Below are 21,797 nucleotides of genomic sequence, written 5' to 3'. Positions count from 1 at the left end.
CACCGGGCCGGCCTTTCGGTCTCCAGGTCAGGGGACGACGGGCGCGGCCTCCTGACCGGTGGCCCGCGTCTCCGGCGCCGGCCCCAGGACGCGGGGCAGCGCAGCGATCACGGCGGCGCCGAGGACCGCCGGGACCATGAAGGCGAAGAACCCCGCCTTCGACGAGGTGAACAGGTCGGTCGCCACCGCGACGTAGGACGGGCCCGCGATCGCTCCGAGCCGCCCGAAGCCGAGGCCGAACCCGAGCCCCGTGCCGCGCGACCGGGCCGGGTAGAACGCCGTCATGCAGGCGATCACCATGTTCTGGCCGCCCAGCGTGCCGAGCCCGGCCAGCGCCGAGACCAGCAGGAGCAGCACATGCGGCTGCGGGGTGCTGAGGACGAACAGCGCCACCGCCGCCAGCACGAATCCGGTGAAGGTGACGGTCTTGAGGTGGCCGCGGTCGGCGATCACGGAACCGCCGAGGCCGCCCGCGGTCGCGCCGATGGTGAAGGCGATGGTGAACTCCAGCGACGAGCCGAGGTCGTAGCCCGACTTCATCATCACCGCGGGCAGCCAGGCCGTGGTGCTGTAGACCAGCGCCATGCTCATGAAGGAGGCGCACCAGAACAGGACGGTGGCGCGGCGGCTGCCCGGGGTGAACAGCTCGGCCAGGCGAGCCAGCCCCCGCCGCCGGCCGGCCTGCCCGACGGGACCGGCCTGCTCGACGGCACCGTGCTGGCCGATGGCACCGTGCTGCCCGACCGGACCGTCCGGGACCATCCGCAGGATCGCCGGGACGAGCAGGATCGGCAGAGCGCCGAACAGGAACAGCCACTGGAAGTGCACGCCCGGCAGCAGCAGCCGGCCGAGCAGGGCCGACGCGGTGCCGCCGATCCCCATGGCGCCGAGCGCGATCGTGAGGTGCAGCGTCCGCCGCCGGGGCGGCGCGGTGTCGGTGACGTAGGCGCTGACCAGCGGGGCGAGCGCGCCGATGCCGACGCCGGTGCAGAACCGCGCGGCGGCGAACAGGCCGAGGGACGGCACGAAGGTCGCCGCCACCATCGACGCGGAGATCCAGACGACGGCGACGGTCAGCGGCAGGCGGCGGCCGCGGCGGTCGGCGGCCCAGCCCGCGAGGACCGATCCGAACGGCATGCCGAGCGCGGTGACGCTGCCGAGCATCCCGAGGGTGTCGTGGGTGGCGCCCCACGGCCGGTACTGCATCAGGCTCGGCCCGACGGTGCCGATGGCGAACACGTCGTAGCCGTCCACGAAGAGGATGAGGCAGGCGAGGGCGAGGACGCCGGCCTGCCGTCCGCCGGCGCGCTCTGGGGTGGGGGACATCGGATCTCCTTACGCAGGGGTGGGTCGCGCGGGGTTCGGAAGTCGCGCGGGGTTCGGAAAGAGACGGCGCAGGAGCGACCGAACGGAGCACTCGCGGGGCGCGCGGCCGCGGGCCGGGCGCGTCGGTGCGTTTCGGGGCGCGTCAGTCGAGGTGGCCCACCGCCCGCCGGAGGATCTCCGGCGCGGAGGCGGGGTCGTCACCGGTCCAGGCGACGTGCTGGTCGGGCCGGACGAGCCGGAGGCCCGCGGCCTGCGGGTCGCCGACGATCTCGAGGGGGACGCCGTGGTCGGCGGCCGCCTTGGCGAAGGCCGGGGTGCCGGTGGCGGACGGGGCGGCGATCAGGGTGAATCCGCGTCCGAGGCGGTCGTAGAGGGAGTCGCCGGGGGCGAGCCAGCGGTGCGGGAGCCGCCCGCCCGCGTCCCCGGCCACGATCGGTGAGCCCTGGTAGGTGTAGCCGAGCACCAGGTCGAGGCTGTGGAACTCGCCGTGCTTGGTGCGCTGGACGGCCTCGGCGACCGCGGGCCGGGCGGCGGCGAACTCGGCGTCGGTGCCGGCCAGCCGCGGGTCGGCGAGTTCGGGGGCGAGGGTCGCCATGTTGCGGGCGGCTTCGGCGATCGTTTGCGCGGCGACGGGCCGGCGTTCGTGCTCGTAGCTGCGCAGCAGCGTCTCGGGCGCCCACCCGGACAGGACGGCGGCCAGCTTCCAGCCGAGGTTGACCGCGTCGCCGACGCCGGTGTTGAAGCCGTGCCCGCCCCACGGCGGGTTCAGGTGCGCCGCGTCGCCGGCGAGGAAGATCCTCCGGGTGCCGTACGCCGTGGCCAGCAGCATCTTGGCCTTCCACGGGTCGGTCGCGACGATCTCGGCGTCGACGTCGGCTCCGACCAGCCCGCGGACGAGCGCGAGCGGATCGGCCTCGCCCTCCTCCCGGGTGACGCCCTGCGCGATGCACCACCAGGTGTCGCGCAGGTCGAGCCGGCCGACCAGCCCGGGACGGCTCGGGTGCAGCACCCAGTAGTGCACCGCGGGCCCGTGCGGGACGCGTTCGGCGAGGCCGGGCGCGCGGAAGACGATGTTGAAGTTGGGGCGCTCGTCGGCGGCGCCCTCGTAGGCGACGCCGATGGCCTCCCGGACGGTGCTCCACGCGCCGTCCGCGCCGATCAGGTACGCGGCACGGATCCGGTCGGCGGTGCCGTCGGGCGCGGTCACGGTCGCGGTGACGCCGTCGTCGTCCTCGTGGACGGCGCGGACGGTGCGGCCGGTGACGAGCCGGGCGTGCCGCGAGCGGGCGACCGCCTCGCGCAGCACCTGCTCGACCGCCGGCTGCGGGATCTGCTGCCCGGGTTCGGCGACCAGGTCGTCCCCGGGGAGGTCGAGGCCGAAGCAGCCGTGGAAGCGGGTGATCTCGCGGCCGAGCAGCCCGGTGGTGAAGACGGCCTGGTCGGACCAGGCCACCGGCAGGGCCGCCCGTTCGCGCACGGCGCCGGCGAGGCCCCAGCGGCGGAACAGCTCCATCGTGCGGGCCGAGGTCGTCTTGGCGCGCGGCCGCAGCCACGACACCTCCTCGCGGGGTTCGACCACCAGCGACGGGACGCCGTGGTGGGCGAGCTCCAGAGCGGCCGCCAGGCCCACCGGGCCGCCGCCGGCGATGAGCACCGGAACCCGGTGCGCGGATCCGTCGGTCACGCGGTCACCGCCCCGCGCCATGGGCGCCCGTCATGAGGTCGGCGAGGTCGTCGGGGTGCAGGAAGGACGGGGGCGGCGGCGGGCCCCAGTTGAACAGCCCCTTGGCGCCTTCGAGGGTCTCGGGCGTCCAGAGCTGGTCGTCGAGGATGCAGTCGAGGTCGGAGTAGTACTCGGAGAAGTTGCCGGCCGGGTCCTTGAGGTACCAGAAGAAGTTGGATCCCGCGTGGTGGCGGCCGAGGCCCCACACGTGGCGTTCGGGGTGGCCCTCCAGCATCGCCGACGCGCCCCGTCCGACCTCGTCGATGTCGTCGACCTGCCAGGAGGTGTGGTGCAGGAAGCAGACGGGGGCGGCCAGCACCAGCAGGTTGTGGTGGTCGGTGGAGCAGCGGAGGAAGACGCCGGCGTCCTTGATGATGTCGCTGGTGCGGAAGCCGATGCCGTCGCGGAAGAACGCGGTGGTCGCGGCGAAGTCGGTGGTGGCCAGCACCGCGTGGCCGAGCTTGCGCGGCCGGACCGGGTCCGCGCGCAGGACGCCCGGCGCGCGGGTGCCGGTCCGCTCGAACCGTCCGGGCCCGTTGTAGGGGGTCGGCGGGACGGCCTCCTGCCGCAGCCGGGGCGCCACCTCCACCACGGTCCGCACGCCCGTGACGGGCTCCACCGCGGTGAGGGTCGTGGCGGACCGGTCGCAGGTCACGCCGAGCCGGTCCAGGCGGGCGGCCGCCGCGCCCAGGTCGTCGGGCGAGTCGGCGCCGACGCGCATCTCGACGAGCCGGCGGACCGGGCTCGGCACGATGCGCAGCTGGCGCCCGCCGTCACGGGTCCCGAACCAGCCTCCGGTGTCGGGCCGCAACCCGAATTCGGTGTAGTAGTCCGCGGTCTCCGCGACGTTGGGCACTCCGATGGCGACCGAGATCAGGCGGTGCAGGGGCATGGGCGTCTCCTCTGCTCGATGGGGTGGGAGCCTGAGACGGTCAGGCGGAGGCGAACCGCTGGCGCAGCTCGCCGATGCCCTCGACGCGGCTGACGAGCTCGTCGCCCGGGGCGAGCCAGCGCTGCGGGTCGCGGCCGAGCCCGACGCCCGCGGGGGTGCCGGTGAAGACCAGGTCGCCGGGCAGCAGCGGCAGCACCGCCGACAGCCGCGCGACCAGCAGCGGAACCGAGAAGATCAGCTCGCGGGTGCGGCCCTTCTGCACCTCCTCGCCGTTGATCGCCGCGGTCAGCTCCAGGTCGTCGGGGTCGTCGAACTCGTCGGGCGTGACGACCCACGGGCCGGTCGGGGCGAAGCCGGGGAACGACTTGCCCAGGCTGAACTGCGGGGCGGGACCGGCCAGCTGCGTCACCCGCTCGGAGATGTCCTGGCCGATCGTGAGCCCGGCCACGTGGTCCCAGGCGTCGTCCTCGGCGACGTCGCGCGCGGGCCGGCCGATCACGGCGACCAGCTCGACCTCCCAGTCGGTGTGGCCGCCCGGCGGCAGCGTCACCTCGGTGACCGGGCCGGTGATGCTGGTGGCGAACTTGGTGAACACCGGCGGCAGCCCTTCGGGCGCGTCGAAGCCGGACTCGGCGGCGTGCTCGCGGTAGTTCAGCCCGATCGCGAAGACCTGCCGCGGCGCCGGCACCGGCGCCCCCAGCTCGGCCGGGTCGAAGGCGGCGCCGCCGGGGAGCCCGGCCGACGCGGCCCAGTCCCGGAAGCCCTCCCAGTCGGCGTAGACGGCCTGCGGGTCGGCCGCGAACCGGCCGCCGCTCGCCCGTTCGACGTCCACGGCCCGGCCGTCCCGCACGATGACCAACCGCCCGCCGAGGTTCCCGATCCGCATCCGCACTCCTAATTCAGCATGATGATTAGGGCGATAATGCATCCAGGTCCCATCGGGCGTCAAGAGATCGGCCTGCTAATGTGCATGACGAATTCAGCAGAGGAGGAACGGGTGCCCGTACACGCCGACGGGGCGGCCGGCACCGGCCGCGCAGAGCAGGCCGCCGACCGGATCGCCGAACTCGTCCGCGCCGCCGAACCGGGCGCCCGGCTCGGCACCAAGGGCGACCTGCGCGCCCTGTGCGGCGTCTCGGTCAGCACCTTCAACGAGGCGCTCCGCCTGCTGCAGGCCCGCGGCCTGGTCGCGGTCCGGCCCGGCCCCGGCGGCGGCCTGTTCGCCGCCGAGCAGTCCCCGATGGTGCGGCTCGGCAACTCGATGCTGGCCCTCGACGCCGAGCGGACGTCCGTCGCCGAGGCCATCCGGATCCGCGACGCCCTCGACCCGCTGCTGATCGAGGACGCGCTCTGGCACGCGTCCCGCGCCGACATCGCCGAGATGCGCGAGATCTGCGACGACATGGGGCGGGCCGCCGACGCCGAGGACGCCACCGCGTTCGTCCACGCGAACTGGCGGCTGCACGCCCGCATCGCCGCGGTCAGCCCGCACGTCCTGCTGCGCTCGCTGTACGCGAGCCTGCTGGACCTCATCGAGGCCCACACCCGGTCCGTCCGGCCCGACGGCGAACGCCCCCTCACCCCTTACCTGAGGGAACGCCACGCGCTGCACACCGCCCTGGTCGACGCCCTCGCCGCCCACGACCACGGGACCGCCATGCGGATCATCCACGACCACAGGACCGCCGGTTCGCACTGACCTCCTTGGACGAGCCCGGCCAGGCTACACCGTCCCGCAATACAACACCAGCATCCTGTATTTCAGGACAGCTCGGGGCCGTCGCCGGCGTGCGGAGCGATCCAGACGCGCAGGGCGAGGTGGAACTCCAGGCGCTGGGCCGGGTCGTGCAGGTCGTCGCCGAACAGGGCCTCGAGCTGGCGCAGGCGGTAGCGGACGGTCTGGGCGTGCACGTTCATCCGGGCCGCGACCTCGGTCGCGCTGAAGTCGTTCTCGATACAGGCCAGGAACGTCTCGGCCAGCTTCTCGCGAGCCTGGACGCGCGGGGAGCGCAGGAGCGGGCGGAGCTTCCGGTCGACGAGCAGGGACGCCAGTTCCGGCGACCGGTCGAGCATCGCGACGGGGATGTGGTCGGCGGCCGTGATCGGCGACGGCGCCTCGATGACGCCGTCGCGCGCCAGCGCCAGCACCCGGCGCGCCAGCAGCAGCGACCGGGCGCCGCGGCCCACCGGGACGGACGGGCCGACCGCCGCGACCCACCCGGCCAGCGCGGCGTCCAGCGCGCGGCGGCGTCCCGGGCCGTCCGGGTCCGGGACCACCAGGCACGGGTCGTCCAGATGAAGGCCGACGAGAACGTCCGCCGGCAGGACGAGGCGGGGCGCCGGGGCGCCCGGAGGCGCGGACAGCGCGACGGCCGCCACCGTGCGCGGCACCGGCCAGTCGCAGTCGGCGGCGAGGAGCCGGATCTGCGCGAGCTCCGCGTCGCGTTCGACCAGCTTCTCCAGCAGGGCGCGCCGCCGCGCCCGGAACCGCCCGGTCCGCTGGGCGCCGGCCTCGGCGTGCCCTTCGGCGGCCGCGGAGGCGAGCCGGCCGAGGTACCCGAGAGCCGCCTGCGTCACGTGGACGACGGTCGCCGGCGTCACGGGGGCGCCGAGCGACTCCGCCTCCTCGGTGAGCCGCTGGATCGCGACGCCGGCACCGATCCTCAACGCGGCCTGGAACGTCTCCAGGCTCCGGCCCTCTCGGGCCTCGCCGGCTCCAAGCCGGCGGAAGTGGCCGGTGAGGGCGGCGGACGGCGGGCCGGGGTCGCCGAGCAGGCCGACGAAATGGCGGACGGCCCATTCGACCGAGAAGGCCAGCACCCGGGCGTACCTGCCGTCATGGGCGCGCACGTAGCCGGGCAGCTCCCGTTCGATCCTCCGGACGGCCGCCCGGGCCGTGTCCGGGACGCGCTTGCGCAGCTCCCTGATCAGCTCGTCCCCGTCCACAAGGGACCTTCCGGAGGCCGGGACGGGGGGTGCCTCGGCAGCGGGGAGCGGTGCCGGTGACGTCAAGCGGTCTCCTCTCCCGGGAACGGGCCGGTGGTCGGCGCGGCCACCGGGCGCCTCCGCCGGCGGAGACCGGCGAGGCGAACCAGGGGTGGCAAATGCACAAGCTGCCAGGTTCCAGGACCCCTGTCTGTGCGCATCAGCGGCAATTCTGGAGTGGAAGAATTGGGCGATGTCCCGAATCGAGGACCGCATGACGGCGCGGTTGAACGAGCTCACCCGCGCGGCCGTGGACCGCTGCGCCACCGAGATCCCGTTCTACCGGGCGCTCCCCCGCGAGCTGCTCGACGGCGAGGTGCACCGCGCGTTCACCGAGACCACCCGGCTGATCGCCAGGACCCTCCGCGAGGAGCGCGCCCCGAACACCGCGGAGCTCACCGAGATCATCGACTGGTCGGCGCGGCGCGCGGCGGACGGGCTGCCGCTGGACGCGGCCATCGCCGCGTACCTGGTCGCCTCGATGACCGAGTTCGAGCTGCTGTCCGGCGAGGCCGACGCGCCTGAGATGCGGCGCTATGCCGTCCACACCCTCCGGTACCTCGCGAGCGTCCTGCCCGCGGTCGCCCTGGCCCACCTGCACGAGCACCAGCAGATCGAGGGGCAGCGCCGCGACCTGCGCCGCGACCTGGTCTCCGCGCTGCTGTCCGGGGAACCCGCCGCCGAGCTGGCCGAGCAGTCGGGCGTGGCGCTCGCGTCCGGCTACCTCGTCGTCCTGCTGCGGCTGGCGCCCGGCGAGGCCGGTGCCCGCAGCACGATCCGCCGCGTCCAGTCGGTCCTGGACGCCCACCAGCAGGCCGACGTGCTGGCCGCGCTCACCGTCGACGGCGGGACGGTGCTGCTCCCCCGCGCGCCGGACGCGTTCGCGCGGCTGCCCGCGCTCCTCGCCCGGATCGGCGAGGCGACCGCCCGCGCCGTCACCGCGGCGGCGGCCGAGGCGGACACGCTGGACGCCGTGCCCGAAGCGCTCGGCGAGGCGGAGGAGGTCGCCGACCTCGCCCGCCGCCTCCGCCTGCCGCCCGGCCTCTACCGGCTCGACGACGTCCTGCTCGAATACCAGCTCACCAGGCCGGGCCGCGCGCTGACCCGCCTCGCCGCCAAGCTCGACCCCCTCGCCGCGAACCCCGTGCTGATGGAGACGGCCCGCTCGTTCGTCCGCCACGGCCACAACCGCAGCCGTACCTCGGCCGAGCTGCGGATCCACCGCAACACCCTCGACTACCGCCTGGGCAAGATCGCGAAGCTCACCGGCCTCGACCTGTCCGCGGCTCAGGGCGTGCGCCTCCTCGACGCCGCGATGACCGCCCGCGCCCTGCTCTAGCGCCGCGTCCGGCGCGGGACGCGCGAAGGCCCGGACCGATCGCTCGGTCCGGGCCCGGCGGGATTCCCGAAGGTCAGCTGCAGTGCGTCCAGCCGCTGTACCAGAACTGGCTGTTGGTGCCGCCGCCCCACTGGACGCACTTGCCGAGGGCGGGCGCGGAGACGGGACCGGCGTAGTAGGCGTAGCTGTCGGTGTCCTCGATCGGGCTGCTCCCCTGGACGTACAGGTAGGCGCCCGTGCGCGTCTTGGTGCCCACGGACGTGGTCTTCACCGTCACCACGCAGTTGCGGCCGGACGAGCCGTTCCAGAGCAGGTAGACGGTCGAGCCGGTCAGCGCCTTGTGGTCGATGACCGAGTAGCCCGAACCGCAGACGGCGGCCGGTGAGGTCGCGGCCGAGGCGGGCGCGGCCAGGGCGACGCCGGCGGCGCCGACCGCGGCGGCGGAGGTGACGAGGGCGAGGGCGGCCTTGCGCATCACGCTGATCTCCTTCCGCTCCGGCGGCGTGCCGGAGCAGTCAAGATCGTCCTTCGCGGACGACGACGCCCGGGCCAACTCCAGATGATCACTGGATGATCTCCGGGCGAGGTGCCGGGGCGCCGGCGGTCCCCCGCTCGTCCTGCCCGGCCGTTCACTGCGCGAGGCGGTACACGCGGATGACGCGGTCGGGAGTTCCGTAAACCTGCTGCCAGCGAGGTCCCGTCCAGGTCGGATCGTTCAGCATGGGCTGTGCGGCCTTCTGGCAGACCTGGCACAGCCGTCCGCCGTCGGTGTCGTACAGCACGAGAAGGTCTCCCCGCCGCGGCCCTTCGGATCCGGGACGGACGGCGCGGATCCGGGTCGACCAGGCCCGCCCGCCCCATGCGCCGTGCTGGTAGACCCGGAGCACCTTGCCGGTGCGCGGGTCCGCCCACACCCGGGAGCCGGGGTTGCCGTGGTCGTGCATCCAGGACCGCAGCGACTCCATCTGGGTGCCGCCGCCCGCCCGGGTCGACGGCGCCTGCCCCCCGGTGCGGGCGGCGGCGCCGGAGCCGATCAGGGCGACGGCCAGCACCAGCGCGGCCGGCAGGAAGAGCCGCGGCCGGGCGCGGTCCGGGAGCCGGTCGGCCAGGAACACCGCCCCGAGCCAGAGCAGCCCCAACCCGCCCAGCACGAACTCGGGAAAGATGGGGAACCAGTACCGGATCAGCTGCAGCCGCAGCTTGGGGGCGCTGGGGTCGAGCACGCCGCCGAGCAGGGTGAGCGGCACCCACAGCAGCGCGCAGCCGGCGACGGGGACCGCCATCCGGCGCGGACGCAGCAGCCCGCCCAGCAGGGTCAGGCCGAGCAGCGCGACGAGAAGCCCGCCGTCCGGATACGTCCGCAGGGTCTTGGGCAGCCGCAGGACGTACAGCATCCGCGGCTTGTCCCGGTAGGTCGACGCGATGTCGGGCGCCGAAGCACGCTGTCCGTGCCCGGTGATCGCCAGCATCCGCGCCAACGGGTCGCCGTAGAGCCGCCAGCACAGCAGGAGTTCGGCGGCTCCGATCGCCGCGATGGGGAGAAGCACCCAGAGGATTCCGGCCACACGCACCCTGCGGTACAGCACCACCAGGACCACCGGCCACATGAAGACCACGAACTCGCGGGCCAGGTAGGACCAGCCGAGCAGCGCTCCCACCGTGAGCAGCAGCGCCCTGCCGGGCGGATCCGGCCGCCGGGCGGCGGACACCGCCAGCGCCGCCGCGCAGGTGAAGAGCCCGGCCGCGAGGACGTCGGGCAGCAGGTCCGTGGAGTCGGCGAAAACGGGGGTCGCCGCGACCACGACCAGGGCGCCGGCGGCCCCCACCGGCCGGGCGAACAGCACCGTGCCCAGCGCGAAGGTGCCGACGAGCAGTGTCAGCGTGGCCAGCACCGGCACGGTCGCGTAGGCGGCCTGCGAGTACCCGAACACGGCGATGGCCAGGCGGGCGGGGACGATCAGCCCGAACCGCGTCACCTGGTGCATCTCCGTGGTGACCTCGACCGGCCTCGGGAACCGCGCCGCGGCCTCCATGTAGTTGAGCTGGTCGGACGGCACTGGAGTGCGCAGATGGGTCAGCAGGACCACGAGCCAGGCGAGCACCAGACCTCCTGGCAGCAGCCACGCCGAACCCGCGCGGCGGCGATCCGCCGAGGCTGACGGCGCCGCGCGCTCGGCGTCGGCACTGAGACCCGCAGACATGGCGAGAATGTGCCAGCTCCTGCCGATGTCCACGCGTCGTCCCGATGGCCAACGGATGAACTCCAGGAACCCGCCGACCTCCCGCACCCACGTCATCGACGCCGGCGGATCGCTCTAGCCTCGGCGACGCGCGGCCGCCCGATCTGGCGCGTGACCCATGCCACATGCGGTTCCTGTCAGCAATCGGGTCGCTGTTCCGCTCAACTCCCGAAAGCAAGCGAACCGACGGGAGCATCGCATGAAGCACCGCATCGTCGTCCTCGGCGCCGGCTACGCCGGGGCCTACGTGGCCGGGACCCTGGCCCGCCGGCTGTCCGCGGCGGACACCGAGATCACCGTGGTCAACGCCGTGCCGCACTTCGTCCAGCGGCTGCGGCTGCATCAGCTGGCGGCCGGACGGAAGATCGAGGCACCGAAGCTCACCGACGTGTTCGCGGGCACGGGGATCCGGCTGCGCGTCGCCCGTGTCACCGCCGTCGACCCCGAGCGCCGAACCGTCACCGTGGCCGACGCCGACGGCGGTGGCGAGTTGGGCTACGACACGCTCCTGTACGCGCTCGGCAGCCGCGGCGCCGACCACGGCGTCCCGGGCGCGGCCGAGCACGCCTTCGACGTCGCCGCCAGGCCCTCGGCACTGCGCCTCCGCGAGCGCCTGGACGGCCTGGCCGGGCGGGGCGAAGGCGGGCGCGTGCTGGTCGTCGGCGACGGGCTGACCGGCATCGAGACCGCCACCGAGATCGCCGAGTCCCGACCCGGCCTGTCGGTGGCGCTGATCGCCCGCGGCGAGCTGGGCGCCCGGCTCTCCCCCGGAGCCCGCGGCCACCTGCGCCGGGCCTGCGACCGGCTGGGCGTCACCGTCCTGGAGCACACCGACGTCGAGGCCGTCGAAGCGGCGCGGGTGCTGTGCGCCGACGGCACGGTCCTGGCGTCCGACGCGACCGTGTGGACCGCCGGGTTCGCGGTCGGCCCCATCGCCGCCGCCGGCGGGCTGGAGGTCACGGAGAGCGGCCGGATCGTCGTCGACCGGACCATGCGGTCGGTCTCGCACCCGGACGTCTACGCCGTCGGTGACAGCGCCCACGCCATCGGCGACAACGGCCGTCCGCTTCCGATGTCGTGCGCCTCGGCCGGCTACACCGGCCGGCAGGCCATCGAGGCGATCGTGGGACGCCTGACCGGACAGGAGATCGCGAACACCAAGCTGGCCTACGGCTACAACCACATCAGCCTCGGACGGCGGGACGGGATCCTCCAGCTGATCGACGGTGAAGGGCGCGCGAAACCGAAGCACATCGGCGGGCGGAAGGCCGCGCGGCTCAAGGCGGGCATCCTCACGACGTCGCTGTGGGCCACCTCGCACCCGACCTTCGGCGTGCCCAGGCGCAGGCACCGCCTGGCCGCCGCGCCGGGCCCGGCCGCCGGCAAGGCGGCCGCCCGCGCGGACGGCGGGCGGGTTGCCGGGTCTTAGGGTGGCCGGGGTGGAGGGCCCGGGCGCGGTCCGCTTCGACACCGGCCGGTTCGAGGCCAGCCGGAACCGGCTGGCCTCGCTGGCCTACCGGCTGCTGGGCTCCGCCGCCGACGCCGAGGACGCCGTGCAGGACGCGTTCCTGCACTGGCAGGCGGCGGTCCGGCGGCGGATCAAGGTTCCGGAGGCATGGCTGACCAAGGTCGTCACCCACCTGTGCCTCGACCGGCTCCGCTCCGCGCGGGCCCGCCGCGAACGCGCCGCCGGCGCCTGGCTGCCCGAACCGCTCCTGGACGGCGACCCGATGCTCGGCCCGGCCGACTCGGTCGAGCAGCGCGAATCGGTCTCCCTGGCCGTGCTGACGCTGATGGAGCGCCTGTCGCCGCCCGAGCGGGCCGTCTACGTCCTGCGCGAGGCGTTCTCCCACAGCCACGCCGAGATCGCGGAGATCCTCGACATCACCGAGTCCGCGAGCCAGCAGCACCTCCACCGGGCCCGGCGCCGCGTCACCGCCGCGCGGCGCGGCGGTGCCGTCGACCCGGCGGACGCCCGCAGGGTGGTCGAGGAGTTCTTCGCCGCCGCCTCCTCGGGCCGCACCGAACGGCTGGTGGCGCTGCTCACCGACGACGCGACCGCGGTCTCCGACGGCGCGGGGCTGACCCGGAGGCTTCAGCGGCACGACACCCCGCGGCGCATCGCCGCCGTCGCACGGGCCGGCTTCACGCCCACGGACGCGAAACGGCGCTTCGCCGGCGGCACGCCCGCCGTCCACTACGCCCTGGTCAACGGCGGCCCCGCTCTCCTCTTCGTGGTCGGCGACCAGGTCATCGGCTCCGTGACGTTCGACCTCGCTGGCGGCAGGATCGCGACCGTGCGCGGCATCGCCGCCCCCGCCCGCCTGGCCCGCCTCACCGAGGCCTGGCGGCGGCGCGAGCCTGACACGCCACTCATCTATCAATGGTGACCCGTACCGACCGCGGCGCCGGGCGCAGCGCCCCCGGGGTCGGATCGCACGCGCGGGCGTCTCGCCGCCGAGCGGCCCGACCTGGCCTCGGAGCCGCCGTCCTTGCTACGATCCGCCCCAGGTGCGCCGGGAAGTCTGGTCGGCAATGAACGTTTCCGCTTCCCCGGAGGGCGTCTTGCCAGACCTATGGTCCATTCCTGTCGCCGGTTGGTGGCTGATAGCTCTCACGGCCTCGGCGCTGCCTTTGGTCACCTTCCCAGCGCTCTTCGCCGGGCTCGTGTTTCCGGACGACATCTCCGACGACATGCGGAGCGCACTGGAACAACGATTCAACAAGCAGAAGGCGAAGACCTACTACCTCTATCCCGTCATCTGCGTCGTCATCCTGGTGTCGATCCTCGTCGAGATGTCTCCCGTCTCGAAAGGATTGTTCTTCTACAGCACTCTGCTCGGCTGTATACCGATCGCCGTTCTACCGGTCCGCAGACGAATGATGAAGAACTTCGTCGACCAGGCACTGACGCCCGATATCCGGGTCGAACCCGATTGGCTCGCCACCTCCTGGTGCATCATCGTCATGTCGACGGCGTGCGTCGGGGTTCCCATCGCGCTGCTGTGACGGCCCGGCCGAGCCCGCTGCCTGCGGGGAACCCGGATGCGCTGGGTTACAGTGCCGGTCATGCCTGCTGAGTTGCATCAGAGCGCGGTGGTGGCCGACGCGCACAACGACCTGCTGATGGCGGTGGTGGCCCGTCCGCCCGCGCGGTGGGCGTCGTTCTTCCGGGAGCGGTGGCTCCCGCAGCTGCGCGCCGGCGGCGTCGATCTGCAGGTGCTCCCGGTGTTCATCGACAGCCAGTTCAGGCCCGAGGGGGCGCTGCGCGAGACGCTCCGGATGATCGAGTGCGCCCACGTGATCGCCGAGGGGAACCCCGAGGACGTCCGGCTCTGCTCCGACGGGCCGCAGATCGACGCGGCCCTGGCCGAGGGGAAGATCGCGCTGGTCCTGGCGCTGGAGAGCATGCCCGGGCTGGACGCCGACATCGAACTCCTCGCGACCGTGCACCGACTGGGCGTGCGGGTCGCCTCGCTGGCGCACTGGGGACGCACCCCGCTCGCCGACGGCAGCGGAGAGGACGCCACCGGGAGCCGCCTGACCTCCGCCGGCGTCCGGGCCGTGGCCGAGATGGAACGGCTCGGCATCCTGCTCGACATCTCCCACCTGGGTGCCCGCGGGGTGGAACACGTCCTGGAACTGGCGTCCCGGCCGGTGATCGCCACCCATTCCAGCGCCCGCGCCCTGCGCGACCACCACCGCAACCTGACCGACGACCAGATCCGGGGCGTCACGGCGTCCGGCGGTGTGGTCTGCGTAAACTTCCTGCCGGGCTTCCTGGCCGCCGACCCGTCCGGCTACACCCTCGCCCGCCTGGCCGACCACATCGAGCACGTCGCCTCGGTGGCGGGGATCGACCACGTCGGCCTCGGTCCCGACTTCGTCCACGAGGTCTACGCCGACCTCACCCCGCCCTGCTGCGAGGACCCCGCCGCGAACGCCGGCTTCGACGTCATGGCCACCCTCCCCGGCCTGGCCGGGCCCTCCGGCCTGCCCCTGCTCACCGACGAACTCCTCGCCCGCGGCCTGCCCGAGCCCGACATCCGCAAGGTCCTCGGCGGCAACCTCCACCGGCTGCTCACCACCCACCTCTCCTGACCCGCTCACCGGACGCCCCCGGGACGTCCGTTCCTCGCGGCGGCCGTCTCCGCTAGTGCGTGGCTTTGTTACGCCTCCGGTATTCGGTGGGCGTCAGGCCGACCAGGGTCTTGAAGCGCCGGGCGAAGTACGTCGGGTCGTCCCAGCCGACGGCGGCGCCGACCCGGGCGGCCGGCAGGGACGAGTTCACCAGCAGCGCCGCCGCCCGCTCGGCTCTCAGCCGGGCCAGGAATCCCATCGGGGTCGAGCCGGTGCACTGGGCGAACAGCCGGCCGAGATAGGCGGCGTCCAGGTTGACGGCCCGCGCGAGGTCGGCCAGCCGCCACGGCTCCGCGGGCGCCGCCTCGAGCCGCGCGATGGTCGCGGCCACCGCGGGATGGACGGCCGGTTCGAGCGCCCCGGGGTCGGGCTCGGCGCCGTCGGCCAGGATCCCCAGCACGGTCATCAGGCGGCCGACCGCCCGGCCGGTCCGGCGGCGGCCCGCCGCGAGGTCCCCTTCGAGCAGGCCGATCTGCGCGATGGCCTCGTCGGCGTCCGAGGGGGCGAGGGACCGGACCGCCACACCGCGGGCGCCGTGGGACACCGGGTCGGTCCACAGCAGCCGGCGCAGCATCGGCAGCCGGTACAGCTCGGCCCGCAGCGCGCGGGCGGACAGGCAGCAGTTGGCGACGGTGAGATCGGCGCAGTCGCCGAAGGCGTGCCAGGCGCCCGGCCGCAGCACGATCGCGTCGCCGTGCCGCAGCGGACGCTCGCCGTGGCTGGTGACGTGCCGGCCGCCGCCGGGGCCGATGACCGCGATCTCGAGGAAGTCGTGCGTGTGCGGCTCGACCCCGGTGTTCAGGCGGTGGACGCCGCCCCAGACCGGGCCGTCGACGAACAGCGCCTGCTCGTGCAGCGTGGCGAGCATGTCGTGATCGTACGACTCCTCGCCGGGATCGGCCTAGCCCTCGACCGCGTACCCCGGCGAGGCTTGGCACATCCCGACGAACGGAGTCCTCATGGTGAACGAGCAGGCGAGCAGCGATGTCGGAGCCGACGGCCGGGTCTCGCGGGAGTTGGTGGAGGCGTATCGCGAGCACGGTTTCGTCCGAGTCCGCGGCGTCCTCGACCCGCCCCGGATCGAGCGGTTCAGGGCCGGCGCCGAGAACTACCTGGAGGCGCATCGCGCCGAGAGCCTGGAGACGCGCGGCGCCTTCAGCCAGCTGGTCAACGTGTGGCGGCGCGACCGGACGCTGCGGGATCTGACCCTGGACCGGCGGCTCGGAAGGATCGCCGAGCAACTGGCCGGATTCCCGCTGCGGCTGTGGCACGACCAGATGCTGGTGAAGGAGCCGCACAGCGACACCGCCACGGAGTTCCATCAGGACCGTCCGTACTGGCCGCACCAGGGCGACCGCCTGCCGCTGTCCGCCTGGATCGCGCTGGTCGACGTCCCGCCGGAACGGGGCTGCATGACGTTCCTGCCCGGCACCCAGCATCACGCCGGTCTCCGCCCGCAGGACCTGCACGACGCGGAGGATCTGTTCGCGGCGGAACCGGCGCTGCGGTGGGCGCCCCGCGTCACGCTCCCTCTGCGCGCCGGTGACTGCACCTTCCACAGCGGTTACACGGGGCACATGGCGCTGCCGAACCGCACGGGGACGGCCCGGCTCGCGCACGTCACCATCTACATGGACGCGGAGACCGCCTTCAGCGGCGGCGCCCACCCCGTGACCGACGGCCTCGGCCTCACGGCGGGAGATCGGCTGGACGGCGAGGCGTTTCCCCGTCCGTGGGCATGAGGAGGCGCACCGGGCCGAACAGGCCGGAGACCCGCTGACCGGGGAAGACGAAGTGGGTCGGGCTCACCTCGTCGAGGTAGGGCGCGAGCGTGCCGCAGACCAGGATCTCGATCTCGTTCGGGCCCTCCCGCAGGGCGGCGCCCAGGTCGAAGCGGTAGGGGGCGCAGATCCGCACGCCCGCGTGCACGCCGTTGACCGTGACCTCGGCGGTGCCGCGCACCCGCCCGAGGTCGAGCGTCGCCGCGGCCGGGGCCGAGGGCAGGTCGACGCGGCGGTGGTAGCGGACCGCCCCGCTGTAGCCGGCCAGTCCCGTGTCCTCCCAGTCGCCCAGCTCGATCGTTCCGGGACCGGCGGTGAACCGCACGGGCCCGGCGAGCGCGGCGCCGGCCTGGTGCCCGGGGATCGTCAGGATCCGCAGCTCCGCCGTCCTCCGGCCGGGCGCCCGGCCCTGGCCGGATCGAGGCAGCGGCATCTCCGGGCCCGGTTCCAGCGGCTCGCCGTCGAGGAGCGCCTCCAGCAGTTCACCGCGCACCTCGACGGCCATCCGCGTGGCGCCCGGCGGCACGGTGACGCGGAGCCGCTCGACGCGCGGGCCGATGCCCGGAACGGCGAACCGTGCTGGCAGGACGTCGCCGGTGTCCACGGCGTCATCGAGCCAGGCCGCGCCGGGCAGCGGATGGGGACGCCGCCGCAGGTGCAGCGAGGCCGGGTCGCCGTGCTGGCGGCGGCTCGGCACGACGGGCACCGGCTCACCGTCGCGCGCGGCCGTCCACCCGGCGCCGGAGACCACGGCGCCGTCCACCATGACGGCCGGGGGCGCCCCGCCCTCGGTGAGGACCAGCGTCACCTCGCCGCCGGTCACCGCGTAGCGGCCGACGCGGGGCACCTCGTGCTCGGCGTACGGGTCGAACCCGCCCTGGCGGCCGACCTCCTCGCCGTCGACGAGGATCCGGCAGGGGGACGCCGAGGCCACCTGGAGGACCGAGGGGCCGGAGGAGGCCGCCGCGGCGGCGCGGGGTGCGGTGAGCGTGACCCGCGCGCCCGGCCTCCCGGGTCCGGCGACTATGATCCACTCCGGTCGCCGGTAGCGGCCGGGGTCGGTGACCACGGCGAGGTGGGCGCGCAGCCGCACCTCCTCGTCCGGGACGAACCGGACCTCGATGTCGTGCTCCCCGCCCGCGACGGGGGCCGTGGCGATCGCCAGGTGCCCCCGGTCGTCGAGCGGGACCTCTACCCCGTCGACCAGCAGCGTCTTGGCCGCCGCCGCGCCGACCGCCACGAGACCGCCGTCCGCCGGCACGGTCACGCGCGCGCGGAAGAGCACCGCCTCCCCGGCCGCCACCTCACCGAAGTCGAGGAACTCCTCCGGCACGTGCCCCTTGGGCCCGAGGAAGTCGCGGTGCACGGCGTCCTTGCGGATGCCGCGCGAGTCGGAGTAGACGGCGGGGTGCCACGAGCCCTCGGACTCCAGAGCCCAGACGCCGTGCGGGCCGAACGTGGCGTGCGCCTCGGCCCAGTCCGTCTCGCCCTCCACCTGGTGCTGGAGGCTCCAGCATTCCAGCGGGACGTCCCGGTCGGCGGGGCGGGCGAAGTCCCCCCAGGAGTTGTCGAGGGTCGGCACCGTCTCCATCGTCCAGGAGGTCCCGAGGTCCAGGACCTCACCCGCCTGCGGCTCTTCGGCCGGGACGGACGCCGTGCGGTCCACGGCGTCCGCGCCGCCCTCGCCGCCTTCGCCGTCCTCGCCGCCGGGGAAGATGAGCAGCGCGGCGGGCGCGTCGTCGAACGGCACGACCACCTCGGACCACGCCGCGTCCACCGCCCGGACCTCCAGCGGCCGCGGCGGCCCTCCGAACGGACCGGCCAGGAACGCCGGGCCCCGGACGCCGCGCACCCGCACCCGCATGTCGCGCAGGTAGCGGTCCGGGTCGAAGTCGTAGGTCACGTCGAGCCAGCCGAGGTCGACGCCGCGCTCGCCGGGACGCTCCACCGACACGCGGCTGGCCATGGACGGGGCGGCGGTCACGAAGACCAGGGTGGCGCCGTCGACCTCGCGGACGAGGGCGGGCACCGGTGCGTCCACGCGGCGGCCGGCGGCGAGGGCCGCTCCGAGGCCGTCGGCGTCCTCCACGACCTCCGCCAAGGCACGGAGTTTCGCAACCGCCGCGTCGGCGTCCGGATCGCCGACGCCGTGGCGCGGCGGCGGACCGACCGCGATGACGCGTCCACCGGCCTCGGCGAACGCGGCGAGCCTGCGCGCGGTCTCCCCTTCGAGCACGGTGCACGCGGGAAGGAGGACGGTGCCGTACGACTCGTCCGCGACGTCCAGCCGCCCTCGCGTGACGTCGGCGCGCTGCACGGAGTCGTCGTCCACGACGTCGGCGTCGATTCCCAGCCGGTCGAGCGCGCCGGGGACCGTCCGGAACCACGCCATGTCGCCGACCAGGCTCCGGTAGGCGTCCTGGGCGCGGACGGCGTCCGGGTCGACGCCGTCGAGGCGCGTCCCGGCCTGTGCGGTGGCGGTCGGGAACAGCACCGCGACGTCGCAGACGTGCCTTCCCAGCGACAGCGCGGCGCACAACCGGGTGACCGCGTCGGCGAACACCCGGTGGTGCCGCCAGTAGGGCTGGCGCCAGTCGGTGGACGGCGGAGCCCATTCCCACCAGCCCGCCTTGGTCGTGTAGTAGACGGCGTGCGGGTTGTAGAGGGTGGCGCCCGACCGCAGCCAGGGAAGCAGCCAGTCGAAGGTCTCCTCCAGCGTCCCGCCCCAGCCGCTGGAGTGGAACGCCTCGATCCAGGTCCGGTCCCGGCCGTACAGGTGCGCCAGCGACGAGTGGATGCGGGCGTCGCCGTGGTGGTCCGAACCGGGGGCGCCGAACCAGCGGTGCGTGCGCGCGTAGTCGGCGTAGATCCGGACGCCGTCCACCGGGAGCCCGGCCCGTGCCGGATCCTGCTGGTCGCAGCCGTGCAGCAGGCCGTGCGCCTGGTGCCACTCGGCGAGCGGCCGGAAGAACGCCTCCTCGGCCAGTTCCGCGCGGGTGAGGTGGTAGTCGCGGCGGATCCGGAAGGCGTCCCGGCCGCCTTCCCCGCCCTCCGCCCTCCCCCACAGCGCCCCGAGGTGCGGGGTCAGGTCGTAGCCGCGGCGCCGCGCGAACTCGTCGGCGAACGTCCGCGACCAGGTCGGCAGCGACGGCAGCTCGTCCTGGAACGACCCGACGATCACGTTGCCGAGCCGGTGGCCGAGCCGCCGCGCGAACTCGCCGTGCACGCGGTCGAACAGCGCCGCGCACGCTTCGGCCGACAGGTAGTCGAAGCCCCGCACGCCCGCTGTTCCGGACGGTTCCAGCCATCGCCCCGCGTAGTCGGGGACGTCGCGCACCAGCCGGGCCTGGAGGTCGGCGCCGGAGAAGCCGAGCTGGTCGTAGAACCAGAGCGACACCCCCAGCCCGGCGGCGTCCTCGCACACCGCGTCCAGCAGGTCCCACCAGGCGTCGGAGAAGAACGGCGGGTCGTCGGCGTCCGAGCCGAACATCGGTCCCGAGGGCGCCAGGTTCAGCACCACCAGGTTGCGGACGCCGCCCTCGGCGAACCGTTCGAGCTGGTCGCGGAGGCGCCGCCGGTCGAGCCGCTCGCCGCTCCACCACCAGATGGGCGCCGGCGAGTACGCGGGCGGCGGCGCGTCCAGGACGGCCAGCAGCCGGGACGGGATCGCGGCCACGCTCACCCCTTCAGCCCGCTCGCGAAGCCCTTGATCACGTACCGCTGCAGCACCAGGAAGACCACGATGATCGGCAGCGCGGCGAGCACCAGGCCGGCGAAGACCAGCCCGTAGTCCGACACGTACTGCCCCACGAACGCGAAGATCCGCACCGGGACGGTCTCCCGCGCCGATCCGCCCAGGTAGAGCAGCGGCGTGAAGAAGTCGTTCCAGACGAACACGGCGTTGAGGATCAGCACGGTGCCGGTGATCGGCCGCAGCAGCGGGAACACCACCCGGGTGAACGCCTGGAGGTGGCCGGCGCCGTCGATCAGCGCGGCGTTGGCGTAGTCACCGGGCAGCGCCCGGATGAACCCGGTGTAGAGGAAGATCGTGAACGGCAGCTGGATGCCGGTGTAGAAGATGATCATCCCCTGGTAGGTGCCGAGCAGCCCGGCCGAGTCGGCCAGCTTGAACAGCGGGATCATGCCGAGCTGGAACGGCAGCACGATGCCGAGCAGGAACAGCACGTACAGCACGAACCCCATCCGGGTGGCGCAGCGGGCCAGGAAGTAGGCGGCGAACGACCCGATGGCGATGAGCGCCACCAGGCTGACCACCGTGATGACCGTGCTGTTCAGCAGCGCCGACCCGAGCGAGGCCCGCGACCAGGCGCCGGAGAAGTTCGCGAACGTCGGCGACGTCGGCGGGGACAGCGGCGCCGAGGCGATCTGCTGCTTGTCCTTCAGCGACAGCGTGATGAGCGCGTACACCGGGAACAGGAACGCCAGCGCGACCGCGATCATCAGCACCTCCAGCAGGAAGGTGCGGAACCCGTACCGCAGGCTCATGCGGTCACCTCCCGGCTGCGCAGGTAGTAGATCTGGATCAGCGAGACCGCGGCGACGAACAGGGCCAGGACCAGCGCGATCGCCGTGCTGTAGCCGTAGTTGCCGAACACGAACGCCTGCTTGTACAGGACGGTCGAGAGCGTCTCGCTGGAGTGGCCGGGGCCGCCGCTCGTGGCCGCGTAGACCTGGTCGAACAGCTTCAGCCCGCCGATGGTCGACAGCATCACGTTGATCGTGACCGCCGGGGCCAGCAGCGGCCAGGTCACGCTGCGGAACCGCTGGAACCGGCCGGCGCCGTCGATCATCGCGGCCTCGTGCAGTTCCGCGGGCACGCCCTCCAGCCCGGCCAGGAAGATGACCATCGAGTAGCCGGCGAACTGCCAGATGACCATCCCCGCCACCGACCACAGCGCCAGCGACGGGTCGCCCAGCCAGTCCTGGCGCAGCGACCCGAGACCGAGCCCGCCGAGGATCGCGTTCAGTCCCGCGTCCGGTGCCGGGTTGTAGACGTACTTCCACAGGAACGCCACCATCACGGGGCTGACGACGGCGGGCGCGAAGAACACGACCCGCAGCACCACCCGCGACTTGATGCGGGTGTGCACCCCCAGCGCGAGCAGCAGCCCGATGCCGTTCTGGACGACGACGATCGCGACGGTCAGCAGCAGCGTGTTGACCAGCGATCCGCGGGCGGCGTCGTCCTGCAGCAGCCGCCGGAAGTTGTCGATGCCGTTGAACGAGCGGTCGCCGATGCCGTTCCAGTCGGTGAAGGCGTAGACGATCCCGCTGGCGCTCGGATACAGCACGACCAGCACGTACACGAGCAGGGCGGGCGCCGCGAACCACCAGGGCGGCGTCAGGAAGC

Annotated in this window: 18 protein-coding genes; 7 read left to right on the top strand and 11 right to left on the bottom strand. The window is 73.8% G+C overall.

Features of this window, described 5'->3' with window-relative positions; all coding sequences use genetic code 11:
* Positions 1-27: 27 nt before the first annotated feature.
* The 4 genes from ABZ914_RS23885 to ABZ914_RS23870 form a co-directional block, all read right to left on the bottom strand.
* Positions 28-1,326: an MFS transporter gene (locus ABZ914_RS23885; protein ID WP_500195768.1), complete on the bottom strand. Its 1,299-nt coding sequence runs from the start codon at positions 1,324-1,326 to the stop codon at positions 28-30.
* A 142-nt stretch (positions 1,327-1,468) separates the two neighbouring features.
* Positions 1,469-3,010, bottom strand: a complete 1,542-nt coding sequence (locus ABZ914_RS23880; RefSeq protein WP_500195766.1) for an FAD-dependent monooxygenase — start codon at positions 3,008-3,010, stop codon at positions 1,469-1,471.
* A 4-nt stretch (positions 3,011-3,014) separates the two neighbouring features.
* Positions 3,015-3,941: a VOC family protein gene (locus tag ABZ914_RS23875; protein WP_500195764.1), complete on the bottom strand. Its 927-nt coding sequence runs from the start codon at positions 3,939-3,941 to the stop codon at positions 3,015-3,017.
* 40 nt (positions 3,942-3,981) lie between these two features.
* On the bottom strand, positions 3,982-4,827 hold the full coding sequence (locus ABZ914_RS23870; RefSeq protein ID WP_500195763.1) for a fumarylacetoacetate hydrolase family protein: 846 nt from the start codon (positions 4,825-4,827) through the stop codon (positions 3,982-3,984).
* Positions 4,828-4,911: 84 nt separating this feature from the next.
* Here ABZ914_RS23870 and ABZ914_RS23865 point away from each other — a divergent pair, with 84 nt between their 5' ends.
* Complete coding sequence (locus ABZ914_RS23865; protein WP_500195762.1) at positions 4,912-5,640, top strand: FadR/GntR family transcriptional regulator; 729 nt, start codon at positions 4,912-4,914, stop codon at positions 5,638-5,640.
* A gap of 62 nt (positions 5,641-5,702) precedes the next feature.
* On the opposite strand, the gene ABZ914_RS23860 is transcribed toward ABZ914_RS23865, so the two are convergent.
* Positions 5,703-6,887 (bottom strand): PucR family transcriptional regulator, encoded by a 1,185-nt coding sequence (locus tag ABZ914_RS23860; RefSeq protein ID WP_500195760.1) that lies wholly within the window; start codon positions 6,885-6,887, stop codon positions 5,703-5,705.
* A gap of 232 nt (positions 6,888-7,119) precedes the next feature.
* On the opposite strand from ABZ914_RS23860, the gene ABZ914_RS23855 reads away from it, so the two are divergent.
* On the top strand, positions 7,120-8,265 hold the full coding sequence (locus ABZ914_RS23855; protein ID WP_500195759.1) for a PucR family transcriptional regulator: 1,146 nt from the start codon (positions 7,120-7,122) through the stop codon (positions 8,263-8,265).
* A gap of 73 nt (positions 8,266-8,338) precedes the next feature.
* Here the strand turns inward: ABZ914_RS23855 and ABZ914_RS23850 are convergent, their stop codons facing one another.
* Together ABZ914_RS23850 and ABZ914_RS23845 are read right to left on the bottom strand one after the other, a co-directional pair.
* Entirely contained in the window at positions 8,339-8,818 is a 480-nt protein-coding gene (locus tag ABZ914_RS23850; protein WP_433136063.1) for a spore-associated protein A, read from the bottom strand.
* A gap of 76 nt (positions 8,819-8,894) precedes the next feature.
* The gene (locus tag ABZ914_RS23845; RefSeq protein ID WP_500195758.1) at positions 8,895-10,367 is read right to left on the bottom strand and encodes a hypothetical protein; all 1,473 of its coding nucleotides are present in this window, start codon (positions 10,365-10,367) and stop codon (positions 8,895-8,897) included.
* Between the two features lie 337 nt (positions 10,368-10,704).
* Here ABZ914_RS23845 and ABZ914_RS23840 point away from each other — a divergent pair, with 337 nt between their 5' ends.
* From ABZ914_RS23840 to ABZ914_RS23825, 4 genes are all read left to right on the top strand, one after another.
* Positions 10,705-11,934, top strand: coding sequence for an NAD(P)/FAD-dependent oxidoreductase (locus tag ABZ914_RS23840; RefSeq protein WP_500195757.1), 1,230 nt, complete (start codon positions 10,705-10,707; stop codon positions 11,932-11,934).
* A 10-nt stretch (positions 11,935-11,944) separates the two neighbouring features.
* A complete protein-coding gene (locus ABZ914_RS23835; RefSeq protein WP_500195755.1) occupies positions 11,945-12,895 on the top strand; it encodes a sigma-70 family RNA polymerase sigma factor in 951 nt (316 codons plus the stop codon).
* Positions 12,896-13,016: 121 nt separating this feature from the next.
* On the top strand, positions 13,017-13,514 hold the full coding sequence (locus ABZ914_RS23830; protein WP_500195754.1) for a hypothetical protein: 498 nt from the start codon (positions 13,017-13,019) through the stop codon (positions 13,512-13,514).
* Positions 13,515-13,574: 60 nt separating this feature from the next.
* A complete protein-coding gene (locus ABZ914_RS23825; protein WP_500195752.1) occupies positions 13,575-14,606 on the top strand; it encodes a dipeptidase in 1,032 nt (343 codons plus the stop codon).
* Between the two features lie 52 nt (positions 14,607-14,658).
* Here the strand turns inward: ABZ914_RS23825 and ABZ914_RS23820 are convergent, their stop codons facing one another.
* Positions 14,659-15,513, bottom strand: coding sequence for a helix-turn-helix transcriptional regulator (locus tag ABZ914_RS23820; RefSeq protein ID WP_500195750.1), 855 nt, complete (start codon positions 15,511-15,513; stop codon positions 14,659-14,661).
* A 91-nt stretch (positions 15,514-15,604) separates the two neighbouring features.
* On the opposite strand from ABZ914_RS23820, the gene ABZ914_RS23815 reads away from it, so the two are divergent.
* The gene (locus ABZ914_RS23815) at positions 15,605-16,387 is read left to right on the top strand and encodes a phytanoyl-CoA dioxygenase family protein (RefSeq protein WP_500195748.1); all 783 of its coding nucleotides are present in this window, start codon (positions 15,605-15,607) and stop codon (positions 16,385-16,387) included.
* On the opposite strand, the gene ABZ914_RS23810 is transcribed toward ABZ914_RS23815, so the two are convergent.
* The 3 genes from ABZ914_RS23810 to ABZ914_RS23800 form a co-directional block, all read right to left on the bottom strand.
* Positions 16,335-20,102, bottom strand: coding sequence for a glycosyl hydrolase (locus ABZ914_RS23810; RefSeq protein WP_500195747.1), 3,768 nt, complete (start codon positions 20,100-20,102; stop codon positions 16,335-16,337). The genes ABZ914_RS23815 and ABZ914_RS23810 overlap by 53 nt on opposite strands.
* 2 nt (positions 20,103-20,104) lie before the next feature.
* Positions 20,105-20,932, bottom strand: a complete 828-nt coding sequence (locus ABZ914_RS23805; protein WP_387031476.1) for a carbohydrate ABC transporter permease — start codon at positions 20,930-20,932, stop codon at positions 20,105-20,107.
* On the bottom strand, positions 20,929-21,797 hold an 869-nt coding region (locus ABZ914_RS23800; RefSeq protein ID WP_500195745.1), incomplete at its 5' end, for a carbohydrate ABC transporter permease. The genes ABZ914_RS23805 and ABZ914_RS23800, both read right to left, overlap by 4 nt.

Source organism: Spirillospora sp. NPDC046719 (assembly GCF_040645715.1).
In the GTDB taxonomy this organism is placed as follows: Bacteria; Actinomycetota; Actinomycetes; order Streptosporangiales; family Streptosporangiaceae; genus Spirillospora.
Note: the sequence above shows the minus strand (reverse complement) of the source record. Positions and strands in the feature narration are given on the sequence as shown.

Excerpts from the sequence above, each read along its gene's own strand:
- ABZ914_RS23820 (WP_500195750.1), bottom strand. The coding sequence starts at position 15,513 with ATGCTCGCCACGCTGCACGAGCAGGCGCTGTTCGTCGACGGCCCGGTC.
- ABZ914_RS23855 (WP_500195759.1), top strand. The coding sequence starts at position 7,120 with ATGTCCCGAATCGAGGACCGCATGACGGCGCGGTTGAACGAGCTCACC.
- ABZ914_RS23815 (WP_500195748.1), top strand. The coding sequence starts at position 15,605 with ATGGTGAACGAGCAGGCGAGCAGCGATGTCGGAGCCGACGGCCGGGTC.
- ABZ914_RS23885 (WP_500195768.1), bottom strand. The coding sequence starts at position 1,326 with ATGTCCCCCACCCCAGAGCGCGCCGGCGGACGGCAGGCCGGCGTCCTC.
- ABZ914_RS23805 (WP_387031476.1), bottom strand. The coding sequence starts at position 20,932 with ATGAGCCTGCGGTACGGGTTCCGCACCTTCCTGCTGGAGGTGCTGATG.
- ABZ914_RS23865 (WP_500195762.1), top strand. The coding sequence starts at position 4,912 with ATGACGAATTCAGCAGAGGAGGAACGGGTGCCCGTACACGCCGACGGG.
- ABZ914_RS23875 (WP_500195764.1), bottom strand. The coding sequence starts at position 3,941 with ATGCCCCTGCACCGCCTGATCTCGGTCGCCATCGGAGTGCCCAACGTC.
- ABZ914_RS23870 (WP_500195763.1), bottom strand. The coding sequence starts at position 4,827 with ATGCGGATCGGGAACCTCGGCGGGCGGTTGGTCATCGTGCGGGACGGC.
- ABZ914_RS23825 (WP_500195752.1), top strand. The coding sequence starts at position 13,575 with ATGCCTGCTGAGTTGCATCAGAGCGCGGTGGTGGCCGACGCGCACAAC.
- ABZ914_RS23840 (WP_500195757.1), top strand. The coding sequence starts at position 10,705 with ATGAAGCACCGCATCGTCGTCCTCGGCGCCGGCTACGCCGGGGCCTAC.